This is a genomic window from Ensifer sp. GW101-20A05, from assembly GCF_059424735.1.
On sequence record NZ_JBWKZT010000002.1, the window covers coordinates 42,070 to 59,445 of the forward strand.

General features: G+C 62.7%; 15 protein-coding genes. 2 read left to right on the forward strand and 13 right to left on the reverse strand.

Annotated features, from left to right (window positions below):
- Positions 1 to 70: 70 nt before the first annotated feature.
- From AC070A_RS05330 to AC070A_RS05360, 7 genes are all read right to left on the reverse strand, one after another.
- Positions 71 to 1,615 carry an ABC transporter substrate-binding protein gene (locus AC070A_RS05330; RefSeq protein ID WP_057251738.1) on the reverse strand — a complete coding sequence of 515 codons (1,545 nt, stop codon included), beginning with the start codon at positions 1,613 to 1,615 and terminating at the stop codon, positions 71 to 73.
- Positions 1,616 to 1,646: 31 nt separating this feature from the next.
- Positions 1,647 to 2,504, reverse strand: a complete 858-nt coding sequence (locus tag AC070A_RS05335) for a serine hydrolase (RefSeq protein WP_113480164.1) — start codon at positions 2,502 to 2,504, stop codon at positions 1,647 to 1,649.
- 1 nt (position 2,505) lies between these two features.
- The gene (locus tag AC070A_RS05340) at positions 2,506 to 4,149 is read right to left on the reverse strand and encodes an ABC transporter ATP-binding protein (RefSeq protein ID WP_113480165.1); all 1,644 of its coding nucleotides are present in this window, start codon (positions 4,147 to 4,149) and stop codon (positions 2,506 to 2,508) included.
- Entirely contained in the window at positions 4,146 to 4,964 is an 819-nt protein-coding gene (locus AC070A_RS05345) for an ABC transporter permease (RefSeq protein WP_113480166.1), read from the reverse strand. The genes AC070A_RS05340 and AC070A_RS05345 overlap by 4 nt, the downstream gene beginning before the upstream one ends.
- A complete protein-coding gene (locus AC070A_RS05350; protein WP_058329828.1) occupies positions 4,961 to 5,905 on the reverse strand; it encodes an ABC transporter permease in 945 nt (314 codons plus the stop codon). Before AC070A_RS05350 ends, AC070A_RS05345 begins: the two co-directional genes overlap by 4 nt.
- Positions 5,906 to 6,242: 337 nt before the next feature.
- Complete coding sequence (locus tag AC070A_RS05355; protein WP_058329854.1) at positions 6,243 to 7,145, reverse strand: LysR family transcriptional regulator; 903 nt, start codon at positions 7,143 to 7,145, stop codon at positions 6,243 to 6,245.
- A 156-nt stretch (positions 7,146 to 7,301) separates the two neighbouring features.
- Positions 7,302 to 7,688, reverse strand: a complete 387-nt coding sequence (locus AC070A_RS05360) for a BRA0787 family protein (RefSeq protein WP_057251743.1) — start codon at positions 7,686 to 7,688, stop codon at positions 7,302 to 7,304.
- Between the two features lie 395 nt (positions 7,689 to 8,083).
- On the opposite strand from AC070A_RS05360, the gene AC070A_RS05365 reads away from it, so the two are divergent.
- A complete protein-coding gene (locus AC070A_RS05365; RefSeq protein WP_057251744.1) occupies positions 8,084 to 9,301 on the forward strand; it encodes an SfnB family sulfur acquisition oxidoreductase in 1,218 nt (405 codons plus the stop codon).
- An 80-nt stretch (positions 9,302 to 9,381) separates the two neighbouring features.
- Positions 9,382 to 10,779 (forward strand): LLM class flavin-dependent oxidoreductase, encoded by a 1,398-nt coding sequence (locus AC070A_RS05370; protein ID WP_113480167.1) that lies wholly within the window; start codon positions 9,382 to 9,384, stop codon positions 10,777 to 10,779.
- 88 nt (positions 10,780 to 10,867) lie between these two features.
- On the opposite strand, the gene AC070A_RS05375 is transcribed toward AC070A_RS05370, so the two are convergent.
- The 6 genes from AC070A_RS05375 to urtB all read right to left on the reverse strand — a co-directional run bounded on the left by AC070A_RS05375 (position 10,868) and on the right by urtB (position 17,256).
- Entirely contained in the window at positions 10,868 to 12,097 is a 1,230-nt protein-coding gene (locus AC070A_RS05375) for an acyl-CoA dehydrogenase family protein (protein ID WP_113480168.1), read from the reverse strand.
- A gap of 112 nt (positions 12,098 to 12,209) precedes the next feature.
- Entirely contained in the window at positions 12,210 to 12,668 is a 459-nt protein-coding gene (locus tag AC070A_RS05380; RefSeq protein WP_029742909.1) for an RrF2 family transcriptional regulator, read from the reverse strand.
- Positions 12,669 to 12,981: 313 nt separating this feature from the next.
- Positions 12,982 to 13,677, reverse strand: a complete 696-nt coding sequence (gene urtE, locus AC070A_RS05385; protein WP_057251746.1) for an urea ABC transporter ATP-binding subunit UrtE — start codon at positions 13,675 to 13,677, stop codon at positions 12,982 to 12,984.
- Between the two features lie 35 nt (positions 13,678 to 13,712).
- Positions 13,713 to 14,477, reverse strand: coding sequence for an urea ABC transporter ATP-binding protein UrtD (gene urtD, locus AC070A_RS05390; protein WP_113480169.1), 765 nt, complete (start codon positions 14,475 to 14,477; stop codon positions 13,713 to 13,715).
- 5 nt (positions 14,478 to 14,482) lie between these two features.
- Entirely contained in the window at positions 14,483 to 15,643 is a 1,161-nt protein-coding gene (gene urtC / locus AC070A_RS05395; protein ID WP_058329825.1) for an urea ABC transporter permease subunit UrtC, read from the reverse strand.
- On the reverse strand, positions 15,640 to 17,256 hold the full coding sequence (gene urtB / locus AC070A_RS05400) for an urea ABC transporter permease subunit UrtB (RefSeq protein ID WP_058329824.1): 1,617 nt from the start codon (positions 17,254 to 17,256) through the stop codon (positions 15,640 to 15,642). Before urtB ends, urtC begins: the two co-directional genes overlap by 4 nt.
- Positions 17,257 to 17,376: the final 120 nt, after the last annotated feature.

A 17,376-nucleotide genomic window follows, 5' to 3' on the forward strand; every position in this document is an offset into this window, starting at 1 on the left:
TGCTATCGGTGGATTGAAGATGGCGGCAGAGCGGCCGCCATCTCTTTGGTCAGATCAGGCCAGCGCCGGATCAGTCATCAAGCGTCACTTCCCATAGACGGGTATTGGACTGCCAGACGGGCTGGCCGTGCAGTTTCTTGGTGGCGCCCCAGATGTCGACCATGTCGTACATGAAGATGCCGGGGACCTCGTCGAGCATCAACTGGTGGAACTCGTCGAAGATCGCCTGACGCTTGGCCTGGTCGGCCTCGATGTAAGCCGCCTTCATCAGTTCGACCGCTTTCGGATTGTCCCACATCAGCGAGGCGTTCTTGTCCTTGTTGCCGACATAGAAGCCGTACATCAGCGCGGGATCGAGGCGCGGCGAGACCGACTGCGAGATCACCTGGTAATTGCCGGAGCGGCGGCGATCGACCTGGGTGGCGTAGTCAAGCACCTCGATCTGCACGTTGAGACCGACCTGCTGCATCATCGCCTGGGCGACGACGGCCGCCGGGAAGCTCGGCACGTTGCCGCGCTTGTTGGCGATGATGGTGATCTGCTCGCCCTTGTAGCCGGCATCGGCGAGGTTCTTCTTCGCCTTTTCCAAGTCCATCGGAATCTTCTTCTTCTGGACGTCGGAATAGAAGACCGAGTCGGCCGAGACCATTGACGAATTGGCCTCACCGGTCCCGTTGGAAACGGCGGCGACGAGCTGATCGAGGTCGAGCGCCTCGGCCATGGCGCGGCGGACCGCCACGTTGCTCAGCACCTTGTCGCGGGTCTGGAAGTAGAGCAGGTTCTTGCCGTTGTTGCGCTTGACGATGAGTTGCATCGTGTCGCTGCCCTTGAACTCGGCGATGAGATCGGCCGAGACCTCGGCGGTATCTAGGGCGCCCGAAAGCAGACCGGTCTTCACCGTCGAAGCGTCCGGGATCACCATGAACTTGATGCCGTCGACGAGCGGCCGCTTCGAGCCGACCATGCCATCGGGCTTGCCGTCATTGTCGGGCGAGACATAGTCGGCGTTCTTCTCGAGCCGGACATATTCGCCCTTCTTCCACTCGGCCCATTTGAACGGACCGGTGCCGATAGGCGCGACGAAGGCGCCGTCAGCGCCGACGGAATCCTTGGAGACAATGCCGGTGTAGCCGCATTCCGGGCGCGCCATCAGGCCGAGGAAGACCGCGGACGGTTTCTCGATGCTCATGGTGACGGTGGAAGCATCGGCTGCGGCAACGTTCGTCACCTTGATCGACTTGCCGCCGTCGAAATCGCCGGCACAGGTCCACTTGGTCTCCGGCTTCATGTAGCGGGTCCAGTTCCAGACCACATCTTCCGCGGTTAGCGCCTTGCCGTTGTGGAACTTCACGTCGTCGCGCAGCTTGAACGTATAAGTCAGACCATCGGCGGAAACCTCGACGCTCTTGGCGAGCAGCGGCTTCACTTCGCCGTTCTCGGCATAGCCGACGAGACCTTCGACGATGTGGAAGATCACCGAGTCGGTATTGCCGTCACGGTTGACGCCGGGCTCGTTGCTGCGGATGTCGGAGCTTTGCGCCACCGTCAGGTCGCGCGCGTGGCCGAGCGCGATCGCGCTCATCAGCATGGTGCCGGCAAGAAGTATGGTTTTCATGGGTTCCTCTCTCTTGTTGTTGGTTGTCGGTTCAAAAGGCGCGCCAGCAGGCCTGCGACAGCTTGCCGATCGTTTCGAGCGCGATGGTGTAGCCGGGCGTTCCGTCCGGCATCAGCATCGGCACGCCGTCGGTAAAGGCAGCGATGGCGTAGAGCGGCTTGCCATCGCGATAGACGACGCCGGCATCCATTCGGCCGCGTTTTCCCCGACCGCCCTTGCAGGCGGCCACCACCTCGAAGGGAAGCCGCGAACGGATGCCGTAGCGCAGCACCTGGTTCTTGAGCGTCTGCACGGCAAAACTGGCGAGCTCGAGGGAGATACCCAGCTTGGCTGCTGCTACGGCATCGTGCTCAGCCCCCAGGATCAGTTCCAACAACATCACCTGGTCGGCCGCCGTCGTGGTTGTAACGTCGGCAAGCGAATGATCGGGCTTCAGCGCCAGCGGCGGAATGAGGAAACGGTGGTGCGTGCCCACCATGCCGAGCGCCTTGCAATAGCGATCGACCTCTTCGAGCGTCAGCCGTTCGAACACCATCTTCGTGCAGACATTGTCGCTCAGCACCATCATGCCGACGATTGCGTCGCGCAGCGAAATGACGATGCCCGGCGTCAGGTAGCGGAACATGCCGCTCGCCACTTCTTGGGCGAGGCGTGCTTCGAAGGTGATGCGCTCATCAAGATCCAGGCGCCCCTCCGATACCGCCTTCAGCGCCGCCATCATGATCGAGGTCTTGCGGGTGCTGGCCGACGGCGTTTCTTCACGCTCACCACGACCAATCGTTTCGCCTGTTTGCAGATTGCGCACGAGGAAGCGGGTAACAAAGGGCTGGGCATCGGCGATGGCGTTGAGTTCGGCCGTGATCGCGCCGGTCTTGAATTCGTTGCTCATCTCAGGCCTCCAGCCGCCATTTGAGGGTGACGCCACCGGTCTGGTTGAGATCGAGCGCCGGGATCGCGGACAGGAGCTTGCGGGTATAGGCCTCTTGCGGCGCGTCGAAGATCCGGTCACGGTCGCCTTCTTCGATGATGCGCCCGTCCTGCATGACGATGACGCGGTCGGCGACCTGCTCGACGACGCCGAGGTCGTGGCTGATGAACAGGCAGGAGAAACCGTAGCGCTTCTGCAGGCTGGAAAAGAGCTCCAGCACCTGCGCCCGGACCGTGACGTCGAGGGCCGAGACCGGCTCGTCGGCGATCAAGAACTTCGGGCGGCGGGCAATGGCGCGGGCGATCGCCACGCGTTGGCGCTGGCCGCCCGAGAGCTCGTGCGGGTAGCGGTTGGCGAAATCGGCGCTGAGCCCGACCTCTTCCAGCGTTTCAAGCGCACGGAGGCGCTTGGCCGCCGTATCGAGATCCGGCACCAGCCGCAGGGCCTCTTCGACCAGCGCCTGGATGGTCATGCGCGGATCGAGCGAGGAATACGGATCCTGAAACACCATCTGGCAGTTCAGCCGATAGTCGCGCCAGTCGGCACTGCGCTCGCGGCCCTGGAACAGGATCTCCCCTTCCGTCTGCCGTACCAGATCGGCAATGGTGCGGCCGAGCGTCGTCTTGCCGGAGCCCGAGCCACCGACCAGTGCGACAACCTCGCCGACATGGATATCGACGCTCACGCCGTGCAGCGCCCGCTTCGGCTCATGCCTGCGGAAAAGCCCCTTGCGACCGGGGTATTCGACCACGATGTTGCGCGCCGAGATCATCGGCGTGCGCGTCAGGTCGAGCTTGCGCGGCGCGCTTCGGAACGGCAGCGAGGAAAGCAGCTTGCGGGTATAGGGATGCTGTGGTGCCTGCAGGATCTCGTCGGTCAGCCCCTGCTCGACGACAACGCCCTTTTCCATGACGACGAAACGGTTCGTGTAGCGGGCGACCATCGGCAGGTCATGGCTGATCAGAAGCACCGCCGTGCCTTCGGCCTGGGTGAGGTCGACCATCAGCTCCATGACGTCGCGCTGGACGACGGCGTCGAGCGCCGTGGTCGGCTCGTCGGCGATCAGCAAGGCCGGCTTCAGCAGCATCACCGAGGCGAGCATGATGCGCTGGCGCATGCCGCCCGAGAACTCGTGCGGATAGGCGGTCAGCGCCCGCTCAGGCTCGCGGATTCCGACCCGGTTCAGCATGGAGAGGATAGCGGCGCGGCGCTCCTCCACAGACATCTTGGTGTGCAGGATCAGCCCCTCTTCGAGCTGCCGGCCGATGGTCATCGACGGGTTGAGCGATGTCATTGGTTCCTGAAAGACGACGCCGACCTCGCCGCCACGAAGCGCGCGTAGATCGCGATCCTTCATGCCGAGCACGTCGCGGCCCCGGTAGAGGATCGTGCCACCGCCATGGCGGACGGCCGGCGGGATGAGGCCGATGATCGCTCGTGTGGCGAGCGTCTTTCCGGAGCCGCTTTCGCCGACGATGCCGACGATTTCGCCCGGCGCGACGTCGAAGCTCACATCCTTCACCACCTGGTTGCCGGAATGGGCGACGGCAAGCGAGAGGCCCCGGACGCTGAGAAGGGGTGCGCTGAGAAGAGATTTTCCGGTCATTTCAGGCCTCGCATGCGGGGGTCGAGCCGGTCGCGCAGCGCATCGCCAAGCAGGTTGATGCCGAGCAGAGTGAGCGCGATGCAGAGACCGGGGAAGAAACCGAGCCAGACGGCCTGTTCGATGAAGGGGCGGCCGGCGGCGAGCATGTTGCCCCAGGTCGGCGCCGGTGGCGGCACGCCGAGGCCGAGGAAGGAGAGAGCGCTTTCCGACAGGATCGCCCAGCCGAACATCGAAGTCGCAAGCACCGTGATCGGCGCAACGCAATTCGGCAGGATATGGCGCAGCATCGTATAGATCTCGCCATTGCCCATGACGCGCGAGGCTTCGATGAACTCGCGCTCACGCAATGAAAGGACTGCGCCGCGCACCACACGCGCCATCGACGGCGTATAGGCGATGCCGAGTGCGAAGATGATGCCGTACTGGTTGGCGCCGAAGACGGCGAGCAGGCCGAGGGCGAGCAGGATGCCGGGGAAGGCCAGCAGCGCGTTGTTGATCGCCATGATGACGCCATCGACCCAGCCGCGGGCATAGCCGCTGACGATGCCGATGAAGGTACCGCAGACGACGGCGAAGGTGACGGTCAGGAAGCCGATCCAGACGCTGGCGCGGGCGCCGACCATCAGCCGGCTGGCGACATCGCGGCCGAACTCGTCGGTGCCAAGCCAGTGCGCCGCACCGGGTGCAGCGAGGCGCGAGGTGAAGCCGAGCGCCATCGGATCATAGGGCGTCCAAATGAGACCGATGAGCGCGATGATGACGAGCAATCCGATCAGGCCGCCGCCGATGAAGCCATTGAAAGTGAACTTTCTCATTCTGCCACCACCCGCGGATCGAAGAGAGGATAGAGAAGGTCGACCACGAGGTTGACGACGACATAGGAGAAGGCGACGAGCAGCAGGCAGCCCTGGATCACCGGATAATCGCGCTGGAAGATGGCATCGACCATCAATCGGCCGAGGCCGGGGATGGTAAAAACCGTTTCGATGACCGCGATGCCGCCGAGCAGGTTGCCGAGGATAAGGCCGATCATCGTCCAGGTGGGTCCGAAGGCATTCTTGAAGGCGTGGCGCCAGAGGACAGCGCTTTCCGACAGCCCCTTGGCGCGGGCGTGGGTGATGTAATCGAGTCTCAGCACTTCGAGGGTGGAGGCACGCGCCATGCGAATGATCACGCCCATCTCGTGGATGACGAGGGTCATGACCGGCAGCACCAGATAGAGAAGGCCCGCCTTCCAGTTCTCCGAAATCGGCACGTAACCCAGTACCGGCAGCCAGCCGAGCTTGAGGCCGAAGGCGAGCAGCAGCAGCAGGCCGAGCCAGAAGGTCGGGATCGACAGAAGCACGGTCGCCGTACCGACCAAAGCAAGATCCGTCAGGCTGTTCTGCCGCCAGGCGGCGATGACGCCAGCCGGTACCGCAATGAGGCTTGCGAGAAACACGGCGATCACGACGATCTCGGCGCTCACCATGAAGCGGCTGAGCACCAGATGCAGCACCGGCTCGCCGGTGACGATCGACGTGCCGAAATCGCCGGAGAGGATATTGCCGGCCCAGATGACGAATTGCTCGGGGATGCTGCGGTCAAGACCGAGCTCCGTGCGCATCGCGGCAATCTGCCGCGGCTCGGCCATGTCGCCGAGCATCAGCGCTGCCGGATCGCCGGGAATGAGGCGGATGAGCGTGAAGACGGCCACCGAGACGATAACGATCGTCGGTATCGCCATCACGAGGCGATTGAGAATGAACTTGATCATGGGTTCCCCGTACTGAGGCAGGCCGCACGCGTTACCGCGATTCTCCCGCCCGTCGGCTCTTGTTGATGGAAGTATGATCGATTGGAAAAAATCGCGCAATATTATGAGTAATCGTCATACATCTATGACAAGGACATGACACGCCGGGCGAGCATCGATGGATCGCTCGACGAACAGGATACTGAATATAAAACAAGGCATTACTACAGCGCCGCGCGTCTTATCAGACGCGCAAAGGTCGCTGTAGCACTTTGATTTTCTGCATGTCTTTGTCCTTAAATCGAAGCCGATTTAAGGAGACATGCAGTAGCTGCCCTGTGCCGAGGCGACCCACCGTCTACAGGTCGTGGACGGCGGCGATCTGACGCTTCAGGCAATCGATCATGGCCTGGGCCGCAAGCGACAGCGGAACGCCGGCCGCCGTTGCGACTCCGAAATCCTGGGTGAGATGCGGCGAGAATCGGCGGATCTCGATCGGCAGATGCCGATGCAAACTGGCAAAGAAGCTGCTGATGATCGCGACCCCGAGGCCATAGGCGGCATAGGCGCAGGCCGAGCTGTTGCTGTGGGTCTCGATCTTGACCTTCTGCGGCACGCCCGCCTTGCGGAAGATCTCGTCGAGCATGACGCGCGTCGGCCGGCGCCGGCCGATGAGGATCAGAGGCACCCCGCGCAATTCCTTGGGCGTGATGGTATCGAGCGCAGAGAGCGGATGCCCCTTTTCCATCACGCAGACGCTGACGCCGGTGGCGACCGGCTGCATTTCGATGCCGGCGCTCAGTTGCCCCTCATAGCGCAGAAAGCCGAAGTCGATGATGCGCTGCTCCACCAGCCGCGCGATCGCGACGGTCGTATCGAAGAAAGTCTCGATGCGCACGCCCGGAAAATCCTTGGCATAGTCGGCGAGCATCGCCGGCGCGAAAGTCTCGGACATGCTGTTCGGCAGACCGATGCGCACGACCTCGGGGCCGACGGCGCCGCTGCGCAGATCCTGCGCCAGATTGGTGAAGCGGTCGATGCCCAACAGAATGTGCTCGGCATCCTCGGCGAGTTTCATCGCCTCCGGCGTCGGGATCAGCCGGCCCTTGTCGCGAGCAAAGAGCGTCAGCGACAGGTCTTCCTCGAGCTGCTGCAACAACCGGCTGACACCGGACTGGCTGAGGCCCATGGTCTTGGCGGCAGCAATCGTCGATCCGGTCGCAAGAAGCGTGCGCAGCACTTCCAATTGTCGAAAATTCACGTCGCCCCCGGTTCGTTCGAACATCCGCTAGCTCCCGTGTTTACGGGAAGGCAATCCGGCAAGAAAGGGGTGCGACACCGAGCGTAGCGAAATCGATCGCCGAGCGGCTCGCCATTGATGAGGAGCGCGCGAACGCGCTCCTCAGGGATTCACCGATCAGGCGTTGGCCTGCACCGGATGGTTGAAACGCTCGGCAAAAACCTCGATCGAGCCTCGACCGAAGCTGCGCAGCTGTCGCCGCGTGAGAACAGCCATCACGCGTGCCGCCGTCGAGACGGTCATAGCGTCGAGCGGACCTTCACCGCTCCAAGGCTTGTTCAGCCGGTCCGTGACGATGCCGAGGAGGTTCGCCGGCATGATGTCGGTACAAGGTTTCATCCAGTCGAAGACTTCGCTGATCGGAAGCAGCTTACCTTCGAACGCAACGAACGGCTCGGGCATGTTTGCGCCCCAGTCGTCATAGGCCTCCAGAGCATCGCGAAACAGGTTCTGCAGCGTGATGGAGGCGTGCCCTTCATGTAGAGCAGGCAGGAAATTCGTCATTTGTGTCTCCTTCAGTGGTTAAGGCCGGGAAACGCGAATGGCCAATTCTGTCAGCATGTGTTTGTGTTCGTGCCGGGTGGCCGATACTCTGTGGCCACGCGACTGGTTAAACTGCAGGCGATGACGCAATGCGCAAATCGGGTGATAGTTCCCTGAGCCGCAGTCAATTTTGGCGGGAAATCGGCACGCATACACGTCGCGCGCCGCGGCCAAGGTTTCCCCCGCGGCCTCCCCCCCGACTCGATATTAACGATCCCGCCCCAAAGGTAAACACCGGGCCGCCACCGCGGCAGAAACGAAAATCTCAAATCGATAATTTCTATAGAATATACTATCTTACCCGGCTCTGCCAGATAATTCACTGATATGCACCTCAATCGACAGGGAGCAGTCACATGGGAACGATCTCGCGGCTTTCCGAGAAAACACGAGCCCCGGCGCACCGGATCGAGAGCGAGGAGGAAGCGCTGTCGATCGCCCGCGAATTGGCGGCGGAATTTGCGAAGAGCGCCAATGAGCGGGATACGGACCGCATCCTGCCCTTCGACGAGCTCGATGCGCTGGCCCAATCCGGCCTGCTCGCGATCACAGTGCCGCCGGAATATGACGGCATCGACGTCTCCAATGCGGTTCTGGCAGAGATCACCGCCATCCTCTCGGAAGCAGACAGCTCGATCGGCCAGATCCCGCAGAACCACTTCTACATTCTGGAAGCGCTGCGCACTGACGGCACCGAGGAGCAGAAGGCGTTCTTCTTCGGCCGTGCGCTTGCCGGCGACCGTTTCGGCAACGCCCTTTCCGAGCGCGGCACGAAGACTGTCGGCGACTACGCGACGCGGTTGGCGCCCGATGGTCCCGGTTTCCGGCTGAACGGGCGCAAGTACTATTCGACCGGCGTGCTGTTTGCCGAATGGATCGTGGTCTTCGCTCTGGATCCAAACGACAAGCTGACCATGTCGTTTTTGCCGCGCGGCGCCGAAGGATTGCAGGTCATCGACGACTGGGACGGCTTCGGCCAGCGCACGACCGGCAGCGGCACGACCGTGCTGCAAAATGTCTACGTCACCGCCGATGCGGTGGTGCGTCATCACCGCGGCTTCGAGCGCCCGACGACGATTGGCTCCGTCGGCCAGATCATTCATGCCGGCATCGACCTCGGCATCGCCCGGGCGGCCTTTGCCGAAACCCTCAATTTCGTACGTGATCATGCGCGGCCCTGGATGGACAGCGGCGTCGAGCGCGCTGCCGATGATCCCCTGACCATCGCCCGCATCGGCCAGCTCGCCATCCGGCTGGAGGCGGCAACCGCAACCGTCGAACGCGCCGGCAAAAAGGTCGATGTCGCCCAGATCAACGGCACCGAGGAGAGCGTCGTCGAGGCAACGCTGGCCGTTGCTGCGGCGAAGGTCCTGACGACCGAGATCGCCTTGGAAGCGAGCAACACGCTCTTCGAACTCGCCGGAACCGCCTCGACGAAGATCGGCCTCAACCTCGACCGGCATTGGCGCAACGCCCGCACCCACACGCTGCACGACCCGGTGCGCTGGAAGCATCACGTCGTCGGCAACTACCACCTGAACGGCGTCAAGCCGCCGAAGAACGGCGCACTTTGATCCCATTGACCGCGCACAAGCGGCTCGAGGCGTGACCAACGCTTCGGGCAACGCATAAACCTTGCTCGAAGGAGAACTGCATGAGTCGCGAAATCCGGCTGAATGCCTTTGACATGAATTGCGTCGGCCATCAGTCGCCGGGGCTCTGGACCCATCCGCGCGACCAGTCCTGGCGCTACAAGGACCTCGACTATTGGGTGCATCTGGCAAAAACGCTCGAGCGCGGCAAGTTCGACGGCCTTTTCATCGCCGATGTGCTCGGCGTTTACGACGTGCTGAACGGCAATGCAGACGCGGCTCTTCGCCATTCGGCCCAGGTTCCGGTCAACGACCCCCTACAGCTGGTGCCGACCATGGCCCACGAAACCGAACATTTGGGCTTCGGCCTGACGGCGTCGCTTTCCTTCGAACACCCCTATACCTTCGCCCGCCGCATCTCGACGCTCGACCATCTGACCAAGGGGCGGATCGGCTGGAACATCGTCACCTCCTATCTGAACAGTGGCGCCCTCAATGTCGGCCAGGCGCAGCAGACGCGCCATGACGACCGCTATGATCTCGCTGAGGAATATCTCGAGGTCTGCTACAAGCTCTGGGAAGGCAGCTGGGAAGACGGTGCAGTCGTCCGCGACCGGCCAACCGGCATCTTCACCCACCCCGACAAGGTGCACCCGATCGACCACCGCGGCCGCCATTTCACCGTTCCGGGCATCCACTTGAGCGAGCCTTCGCCGCAGCGCACGCCAGTGCTCTACCAGGCTGGCTCTTCGAGCAGAGGCAAGGACTTTGCCGGCCAGCACGCCGAATGCATCTTCGTCGCCGCGCCCTCAAAGACCGTATTGAAACGCTATGTCGCCAATGTCCGGGAGGCGGCAGAGCGCGCCGGCCGCAACCCGCGCGAAATCCTTGCCTTCAATCTGCAGACGGTGATCCTCGGCGAAACCGATGCCGAGGCGAAGAAGAAGTTCGACGAGTACCGCAAGCACGTCTCCTATGAGGGCGCTCTGGCGCTGATCTCCGGGTGGACGGGCATAGATTTCGGCCAGTTCGCGCCGGACGAACCGCTGCGCCACCGCTACACCAATGCTGTGCAATCGGCCGTCGAGACCTTCACGACCATCGATCCGGATCGCGTGTGGACGGTACGCGAGATGGCCGACTGGGTCGGCATCGGCGGCTTCGGACCGGTCTTCGTCGGCTCGCCCTCGACGGTCGCCGACCTCATGCAGGAATGGGTCGAGGACACCGATGTCGACGGCTTCAACCTCGCCTATGCGGTCACGCCCGAGACTTTCGAAGACGCCGTCGACCTGCTGGTGCCGGAACTGCAGAAACGCGGCGTCTACAAGACCGGCTATCGCCAGGGCACGCTCAGGGAAAAGCTGTTCGGCGCCGGGCCAAGGCTTGCAGCGCCGCATCCGGGCGCCGGCTATCGGGATCTCGGCGGACAGCGACAAGCAATCGCAGCCTCCGCTTAAGGCGGGGCCATCCAAGAAACGCCGCCGGGACCTGGTCCAGGCGGCGTTTTTAGTTCAGGCCGAGGTAATCGCGCCTGCGGGGCGGGGCTCAGCTGTAAAGGCTTACCGGCGGGATCCGACCGTTCAATGCGAAATCGCCAACCTCGCGCGCCTTGTAGGCGACCGGATCGTGCAGCGTGTGAGTGCGGACATTGCGCCAGTAGCGGTCGAAGCGATAATGCCCGGCCGTGGCGCGTGCGCCCATCAGTTCGAAGACCTTCGTCGTCACGTCGAGCGAGACATGGGTCGAGTGCACCTTGGCCGCATAGGCCTGGATCGCCGCCTCGCCGCGCGCCTCAGCCGTCACCGACCTCCCCTGCGACAGTGCCGCCTCGACGGTTGCCGCCGCCGTATCGGCCAAAGCGACCGACGCCTTCAGGCTTGCCTGCAACTCGCCGATCCGTTCGAGGATATAGGGATCATCGCCGGCGCGCTCGACACCCGATGTCACCCAGGGACGCGTCGTGCTGCGGACGTAGTCGAGGGCCGCGGCAAACGCACCTTCGGCCGTGCCGAGGTAGAAATTGACGAAGACGAGCTGGATCAACGGCGTGTTGAACGTCGCCTGCACCACTGGCGGATCGGAGGGATCAGCAAGCGGCAGGATGAAATCACGCTCGTAGACGGGGAAATCGCGGAACTCGACGCTGCCACTGTCCGACAGGCGCTGGCCGATATTGTCCCAGTCGTCGTTGGTGATGTAACCCGGCCGATCGGTCGGCACGACGAAGTTGGCGATCTTGCCGCCGATCGCAGCGTTGACGTTGATGCGGTCGGAGACATGCGCGCCGGTCGAAAATGTCTTGCGGCCGTTCAGCACATAGTGGCCACCACGTCGTTCCAATGTCAGGCCCGGATCGCGCGGGTTGACCGCGGCACCCCAATAGAGCTGCCGCTCGACGGTCTCCGCCCCAAGCACCCAGGCCTGCTTCGGATCGGCAGCGGCCCAGTAGACATATTGGCTGTTGACGTAGTGATAGCCAAGCAATTGGCCGATCGAGCTTTCGCCGCGCGCGATGATGCGTACCAGCCGCAGCCCGTCGACCCAGCTCAGCCCCGCTCCGCCAATCTCGGGCGAATGCAGTGCCGTCAGCAGACCGGCCTGACGGAGCGCCTCGACCTCTTCCCGCGGCGGCGCTCCGACGCGGTCGAGTTCGGCGCCACGCCGGGCAAGATCCCTAGACAGCGTCTCGGCGCGGGCAAACAGCTCCCGCCGTTTTTGATCATGTTCGCTGTTGTCGGCCGCCACCGGCTCTTTGAGGAAATGTACGTTGCTCATCCGCCTCTCCATGGTTGAGGCGAAATAATGCACATATTATATAGATAAAGACAGCAATCCAGTTCCACGGCGGCGCGGCCGTTGGAAATGTCCTACCCGCTTCCGCGCCGCCTCAGCCCGCCTCGGCATCGCGCAACGCTACGATCTCGGAGGCGTTGTCATTGGCGGCGAACTGCTCCAGCGTCATGTTGTCGAGGATCGAGGCGATCGCGTCGCGAACATTGCTCATCGACTTGCGCACATGACAGTTGACCGGATCTGCGCAGTCGTCGCAGGCCTCGAAGGCGGTGCGGCTGGCACAGCGGATCGGCGCCAAGGGGCCATCCAGCGTCCGGATGACCTGGCCGATGCGGATGTCGGAGGCTGGTCGAGACAGAGAATAGCCGCCGCCCGGACCCTTCTTCGAGCGCAGGATGCCGGCATTGCGCAGTTCGAGAAGGATCGCATCCAGGAACTTCTTCGGAATATTGTTCCGCGTGGCGATCTCGGTGATGAAGGCGGTCTCTCCTGGCTCCAGTTGAGCCAGGTCGACAAGGGCCTTGAGCCCGTATTTTCCTTTTTTGGTCAACATGTCACTTCGCTTTCGTGAACAAGAAGGCCGCCACAATTCCGCTCCTCAGGCATTTGCCGGAGGCAACGGGTTGTGACGGCCGCACTCTTTCGCTTAGGATGTCCTACACCCAAACCGTACCATTCTCAAGAAATTACGTAAGTTACTGCATAGATTTAGTGCGCTTTCTTGGCGCTTTCATGGCAGAGACCGCGATTTCTCATAAATGAGCCTTCGGTGGATTGAGGTTCGGTCCGCGGCGCCAGCACCTGCGCACGCGAACGATGGCGCCCCTTGCAGGACACCTGACACCAGAGATGCCGGTAGCGGGTGATCAAACCGTAAGATGTCGTCGGGCCTCGGCCGTATCCAACGTCTCTGGCGGCCCCTCGTGCACCACGGCGCCGCGGTCCATGATGTAGACGTGATCGGCGAGTTCCCGGCAGAAATCCAGATATTGCTCGACCAGCAGGATCGCCATTCCGGTCGAATCCCGGAGGTAGCGGATCGCCCGGCCGATATCCTTGATGATTGAAGGCTGAATGCCCTCGGTCGGCTCGTCGAGCACCAGGATCTTCGGCCGTGTCACCAGTGCCCGGCCGATCGCCAGTTGCTGCTGCTGCCCGCCGGAGAGGTCGCCTCCGCGACGCCCGAGCATCGAACGAAGAACCGGAAAGAGATTGAAGACGTCCTCCGGTATCGAGCGATCGCCCCGCTTCAACGGGGCGTAGCCGGTTTCGAGATTCTCCTTGACCGTCAGCAGCGGAAAAATCTCACGGCCCTGCGGCACGTAGCCGATGCCTTCCTTGGCACGGCGGTAGGGCGCCATACCCGCGAGTGCTACGCCGTTGAAGCCGATCGCGCCGGCGCTAACCGGATGCTGACCGGTAACGGCCCGGAGCAGGCTCGACTTGCCGACGCCGTTGCGGCCGAGCACGCAAGTGATCCTGCCCATCTCGGCGGTGATCGACACGTTGCGCAGCGCCTGCGCGGCACCGTAGTGAAGATTGACGTTTTCGACGCTCAGCATGGCGCGCCCTCCTATGACGTTTGCTGGATGGGGCATTACCGGCCGAGATAGTTCTCGATCACCTTCGGGTCGCTGCTGACGGAGTCGATCGAGCCTTCCGCCAGCACTGCACCTTCGGCAAGGCAGGTAACCTTGACCCCCAATTCGCGGATGAAGCCCATGTCGTGCTCGACGACCACCACGGATCGGGTCTTTGCGATCTCCTTGAGCAGAACCGCGGTCTCGGCCGTTTCCGCATCCGTCATCCCGGCGACGGGCTCGTCGACCAGAAGCAGTTCCGGCTCCTGGGCAAGCAGCATGCCGATCTCCAGCCACTGCTTCTGGCCGTGCGAGAGGTTGGCGGCGAGATCGTCGCGACGCGCAGAAAGCCGGACGGTCGCAAGGATTTCCTCGATCCGGGCTTTGTCCGCGGCCGTCAGCTGATAGAACAGCGTCGCGAAGACGCCTCGTCTTCGGTTCAAGGCGAGTTCAATATTGTCCCACACCGTATGGCTTTCGAAGACCGTCGGCTTCTGGAACTTTCGGCCGATGCCGAGCGAGGCGATCTCAGCCTCGTCCTTCTTCGTCAGGTCGATCCCGCCCTTGAAGAAAACCTGCCCCTCGTCGGGTCGGGTCTTGCCGGTAATGATGTCCATCATCGTCGTCTTGCCGGCCCCGTTTGGGCCGATGATCGCCCGCAGTTCGCCCGGTTCGATGACGAAGGAGAGCGCGTTCAGCGCCTTGAAGCCGTCGAAGGCGACGGAGACGCCATCGAGATAGAGAAGGCTGGTCGGTTTGGTCTGGCCGATCGTCTGGTTCATGTCGCCTACTCCGCCGCAATGGGTTCAACAGCAAGATTGTCCGGCGTTTCGCCCGTCTGCGCCCTACGCTCAGCACGCCGGCGGGCGAAATAGGCGCTGGCCGTTCCGACGACGCCCTTCGGCAGGAACAGGGTGACGAGCACGAAAAGACCGCCGAGGGCGAAGAGCCAGAATTCAGGAAACGCAGCGGTGAAGATGCTCTTGCCGCCGTTAACGAGGATGGCGCCTACGATCGGGCCGATCAGCGTGCCGCGCCCGCCGACCGCCGTCCAGATCACCACCTCGATCGAATTGCCGGGTTCGAATTCGCCGGGATTGATAATGCCGACCTGCGGCACGTAGAGCGCGCCGGCGATGCCCGCCATCATCGCCGAGACGGTGAAGGCGAAGAGCTTGATGTGCTCCACCCGGTATCCGAGGAAGCGGGTGCGGCTTTCCGCGTCGCGCACGGCGACGAGCACCTTGCCGTATTTGGAGCGAACGATCGCCGAGGTGAGGATGAGGCAGAGCGCCAGTATCAGCGCCGAGACCGCGAACAGTGTGGCGCGCGTGCCGTCCGCCTGGATGCTGAAGCCGAGGATATCCTTGAAATCAGTCAACCCGTTGTTGCCGCCGAAGCCCATGTCATTGCGGAAGAAGGCGAGCAGCAGCGCATAGGTCATCGCCTGGGTGATGATCGACAGATAGACGCCGTTGACGCGCGAGCGGAAGGCGAACCAGCCGAAGATGAAGGCGAGCAGCCCCGGAACCAGCACCACCATCAGCGCGGCGAACCAGAACATGTCGAAGCCGTACCAGAACCAGGGCAGTTCCTTCCAGTTGAGGAACACCATGAAATCCGGCAGCAGCGGATTGCCGTAGGAGCCGCGCGCGCCAATCTGGCGCATGAGATACATGCCCATGGCATAGCCCCCGAGCGCGAAAAAAGCGGCGTGCCCAAGCGAAAGAATGCCGCAGAAGCCCCAGACAAGATCGAGCGCCAGCGCCAGCAGCGCATAGGTGAGATACTTGCCGAACAGCGAGACCAGATAGGTCGGCACGTGCAGCGGATGGTCGGGCGCGGTCAGAAGGTTGAGCGCGGGTACGGCGATGGCAAGACCGAGGAGGATCGCCACGATGACGAAGATGCTGCGATCCAGCGATTTCATCAGAAACGAGGTGATCATGCTTCGACCGCCCTTCCCTTGAGCGCGAAGAGCCCGCGCGGTTTCTTCTGGATGAACAGGATGATCAGCACCAGAACGAGGATCTTGCCGAGCACGGCGCCGGCATAGGGTTCGAGGAACTTGTTGAGGATGCCGAGCGAGATGGCGCCGACGAGCGTGCCCCAGAGATTGCCGACGCCGCCGAAGACGACGACCATGAAGCTGTCGATGATGTAACCCTGGCCGAGATTGGGCGAGACATTGTCGATCTGCGACAGCGCCACGCCTGCCATGCCGGCGATGCCCGAACCGAGTGCGAAGGTCAGCGCATCGACCCAGGGCGTGCGGATGCCCATGGAGGAAGCCATGCGGCGGTTCTGGGTCACCGCCCGCATCCGCAGGCCCATCGATGTCCGTTTCAACAGGAACAGCAGAGCGGCAAAGACGGCCAGCGCAAAGACGATGATCCACAGCCGGTTCCAGGTGATCGTCAGCCCGCCAAGCTCGAAGGCGCCGGACATCCAGGAGGGGTTGCCGACCTCACGGTTGGTCGGCCCGAAGATCGAGCGCACCGCCTGCTGCAGGATCAGCGACAAGCCCCAGGTGGCAAGCAGGGTTTCCAGCGGGCGGCCATAGAGGAAACGAATGACGCCGCGTTCGATTGCAAGACCAACGGCGCCGGTGACGAGAAAGGCAAGCGGCAAGGCGATCGCCAGCGACCAGTCAAAAAGCGCGGGATAGGAATTGCGCACGACCTCCTGCACCATGAAGGTCGTGTAGGCGCCGAGCATGACCATCTCGCCATGGGCCATGTTGATGATGCCCATGACGCCGAAGGTGATCGCGAGCCCGATCGCCGCCAGCAGCAGAACGGAGCCGAGCGAAAGGCCGTACCAGACATTCTGGCCGGCGCTCCAAAGCGCCTGGGTCTGTTCGATGCGGGCGATCGCCGCCTCGATATCGGGTTTGAGGGAAGCATCGGCAGTGGCCAGCGCGGATGTCAGAACGGCAAGCCCGTTGCGCCCATTGCCCTCGGCAAGGAGTGTTATCGCCTGGTGCTTTTCATCGTCGCCGCGATCCGAGACGAGCAGCGAAACCGCACGTGCCTCGTCGAGAACCTTGCGGACAGTTGCATCCTTTTCGGCCGCGATGGCCGTCTCGATCGCCTCGAGCGCATCGGCATTCGGCGTCTGCAGCATCGACTGCGCCGCCTTCAGTCGCGCGCCGGCGTCATCGCTGAAAAGGGTCAGGCCGCCCAGCGCGCTGCGAACCGCGCGGCGCACGGCATTGTTGACCTTGACCTTCTGCATCGCCGCCTTTGGCGCTTCGCCGGCTTCCATGCCTGTCACGGGATCGACGAGCAACAGGTCCGCGCCTTGCGCCTTGACGAGGAAGACCTTGCCGTCGGACTTGCGCTGGTAGAGTTCCCCCTCGCCCAACGCCTCCAATACGGGAATGACCTTGGCGTCACCGGTCTTGGCGAGCGCCGAGATCCGCTCGTCCATATCCGAAAGTTTCGCGGCGCCGAGTTGGTCGACCAGCGCACCAAGGTCGTCCGCCGCACGCAGACCGACCACATGGGTCGATATCAACAGGCACAGCGCAACAAACAGGATCTGCAGAATTCGGTACATTACCCTCTCGCTCGGGTCTTGCCGTGTCGCGTGGGCGACTGGCGTTTCGGTCGAGGATTTCACGTTAAGATCCCTCCGCCCGGCCGCATCATCGGACGGAGGGATGCTTGCCCCCGGATT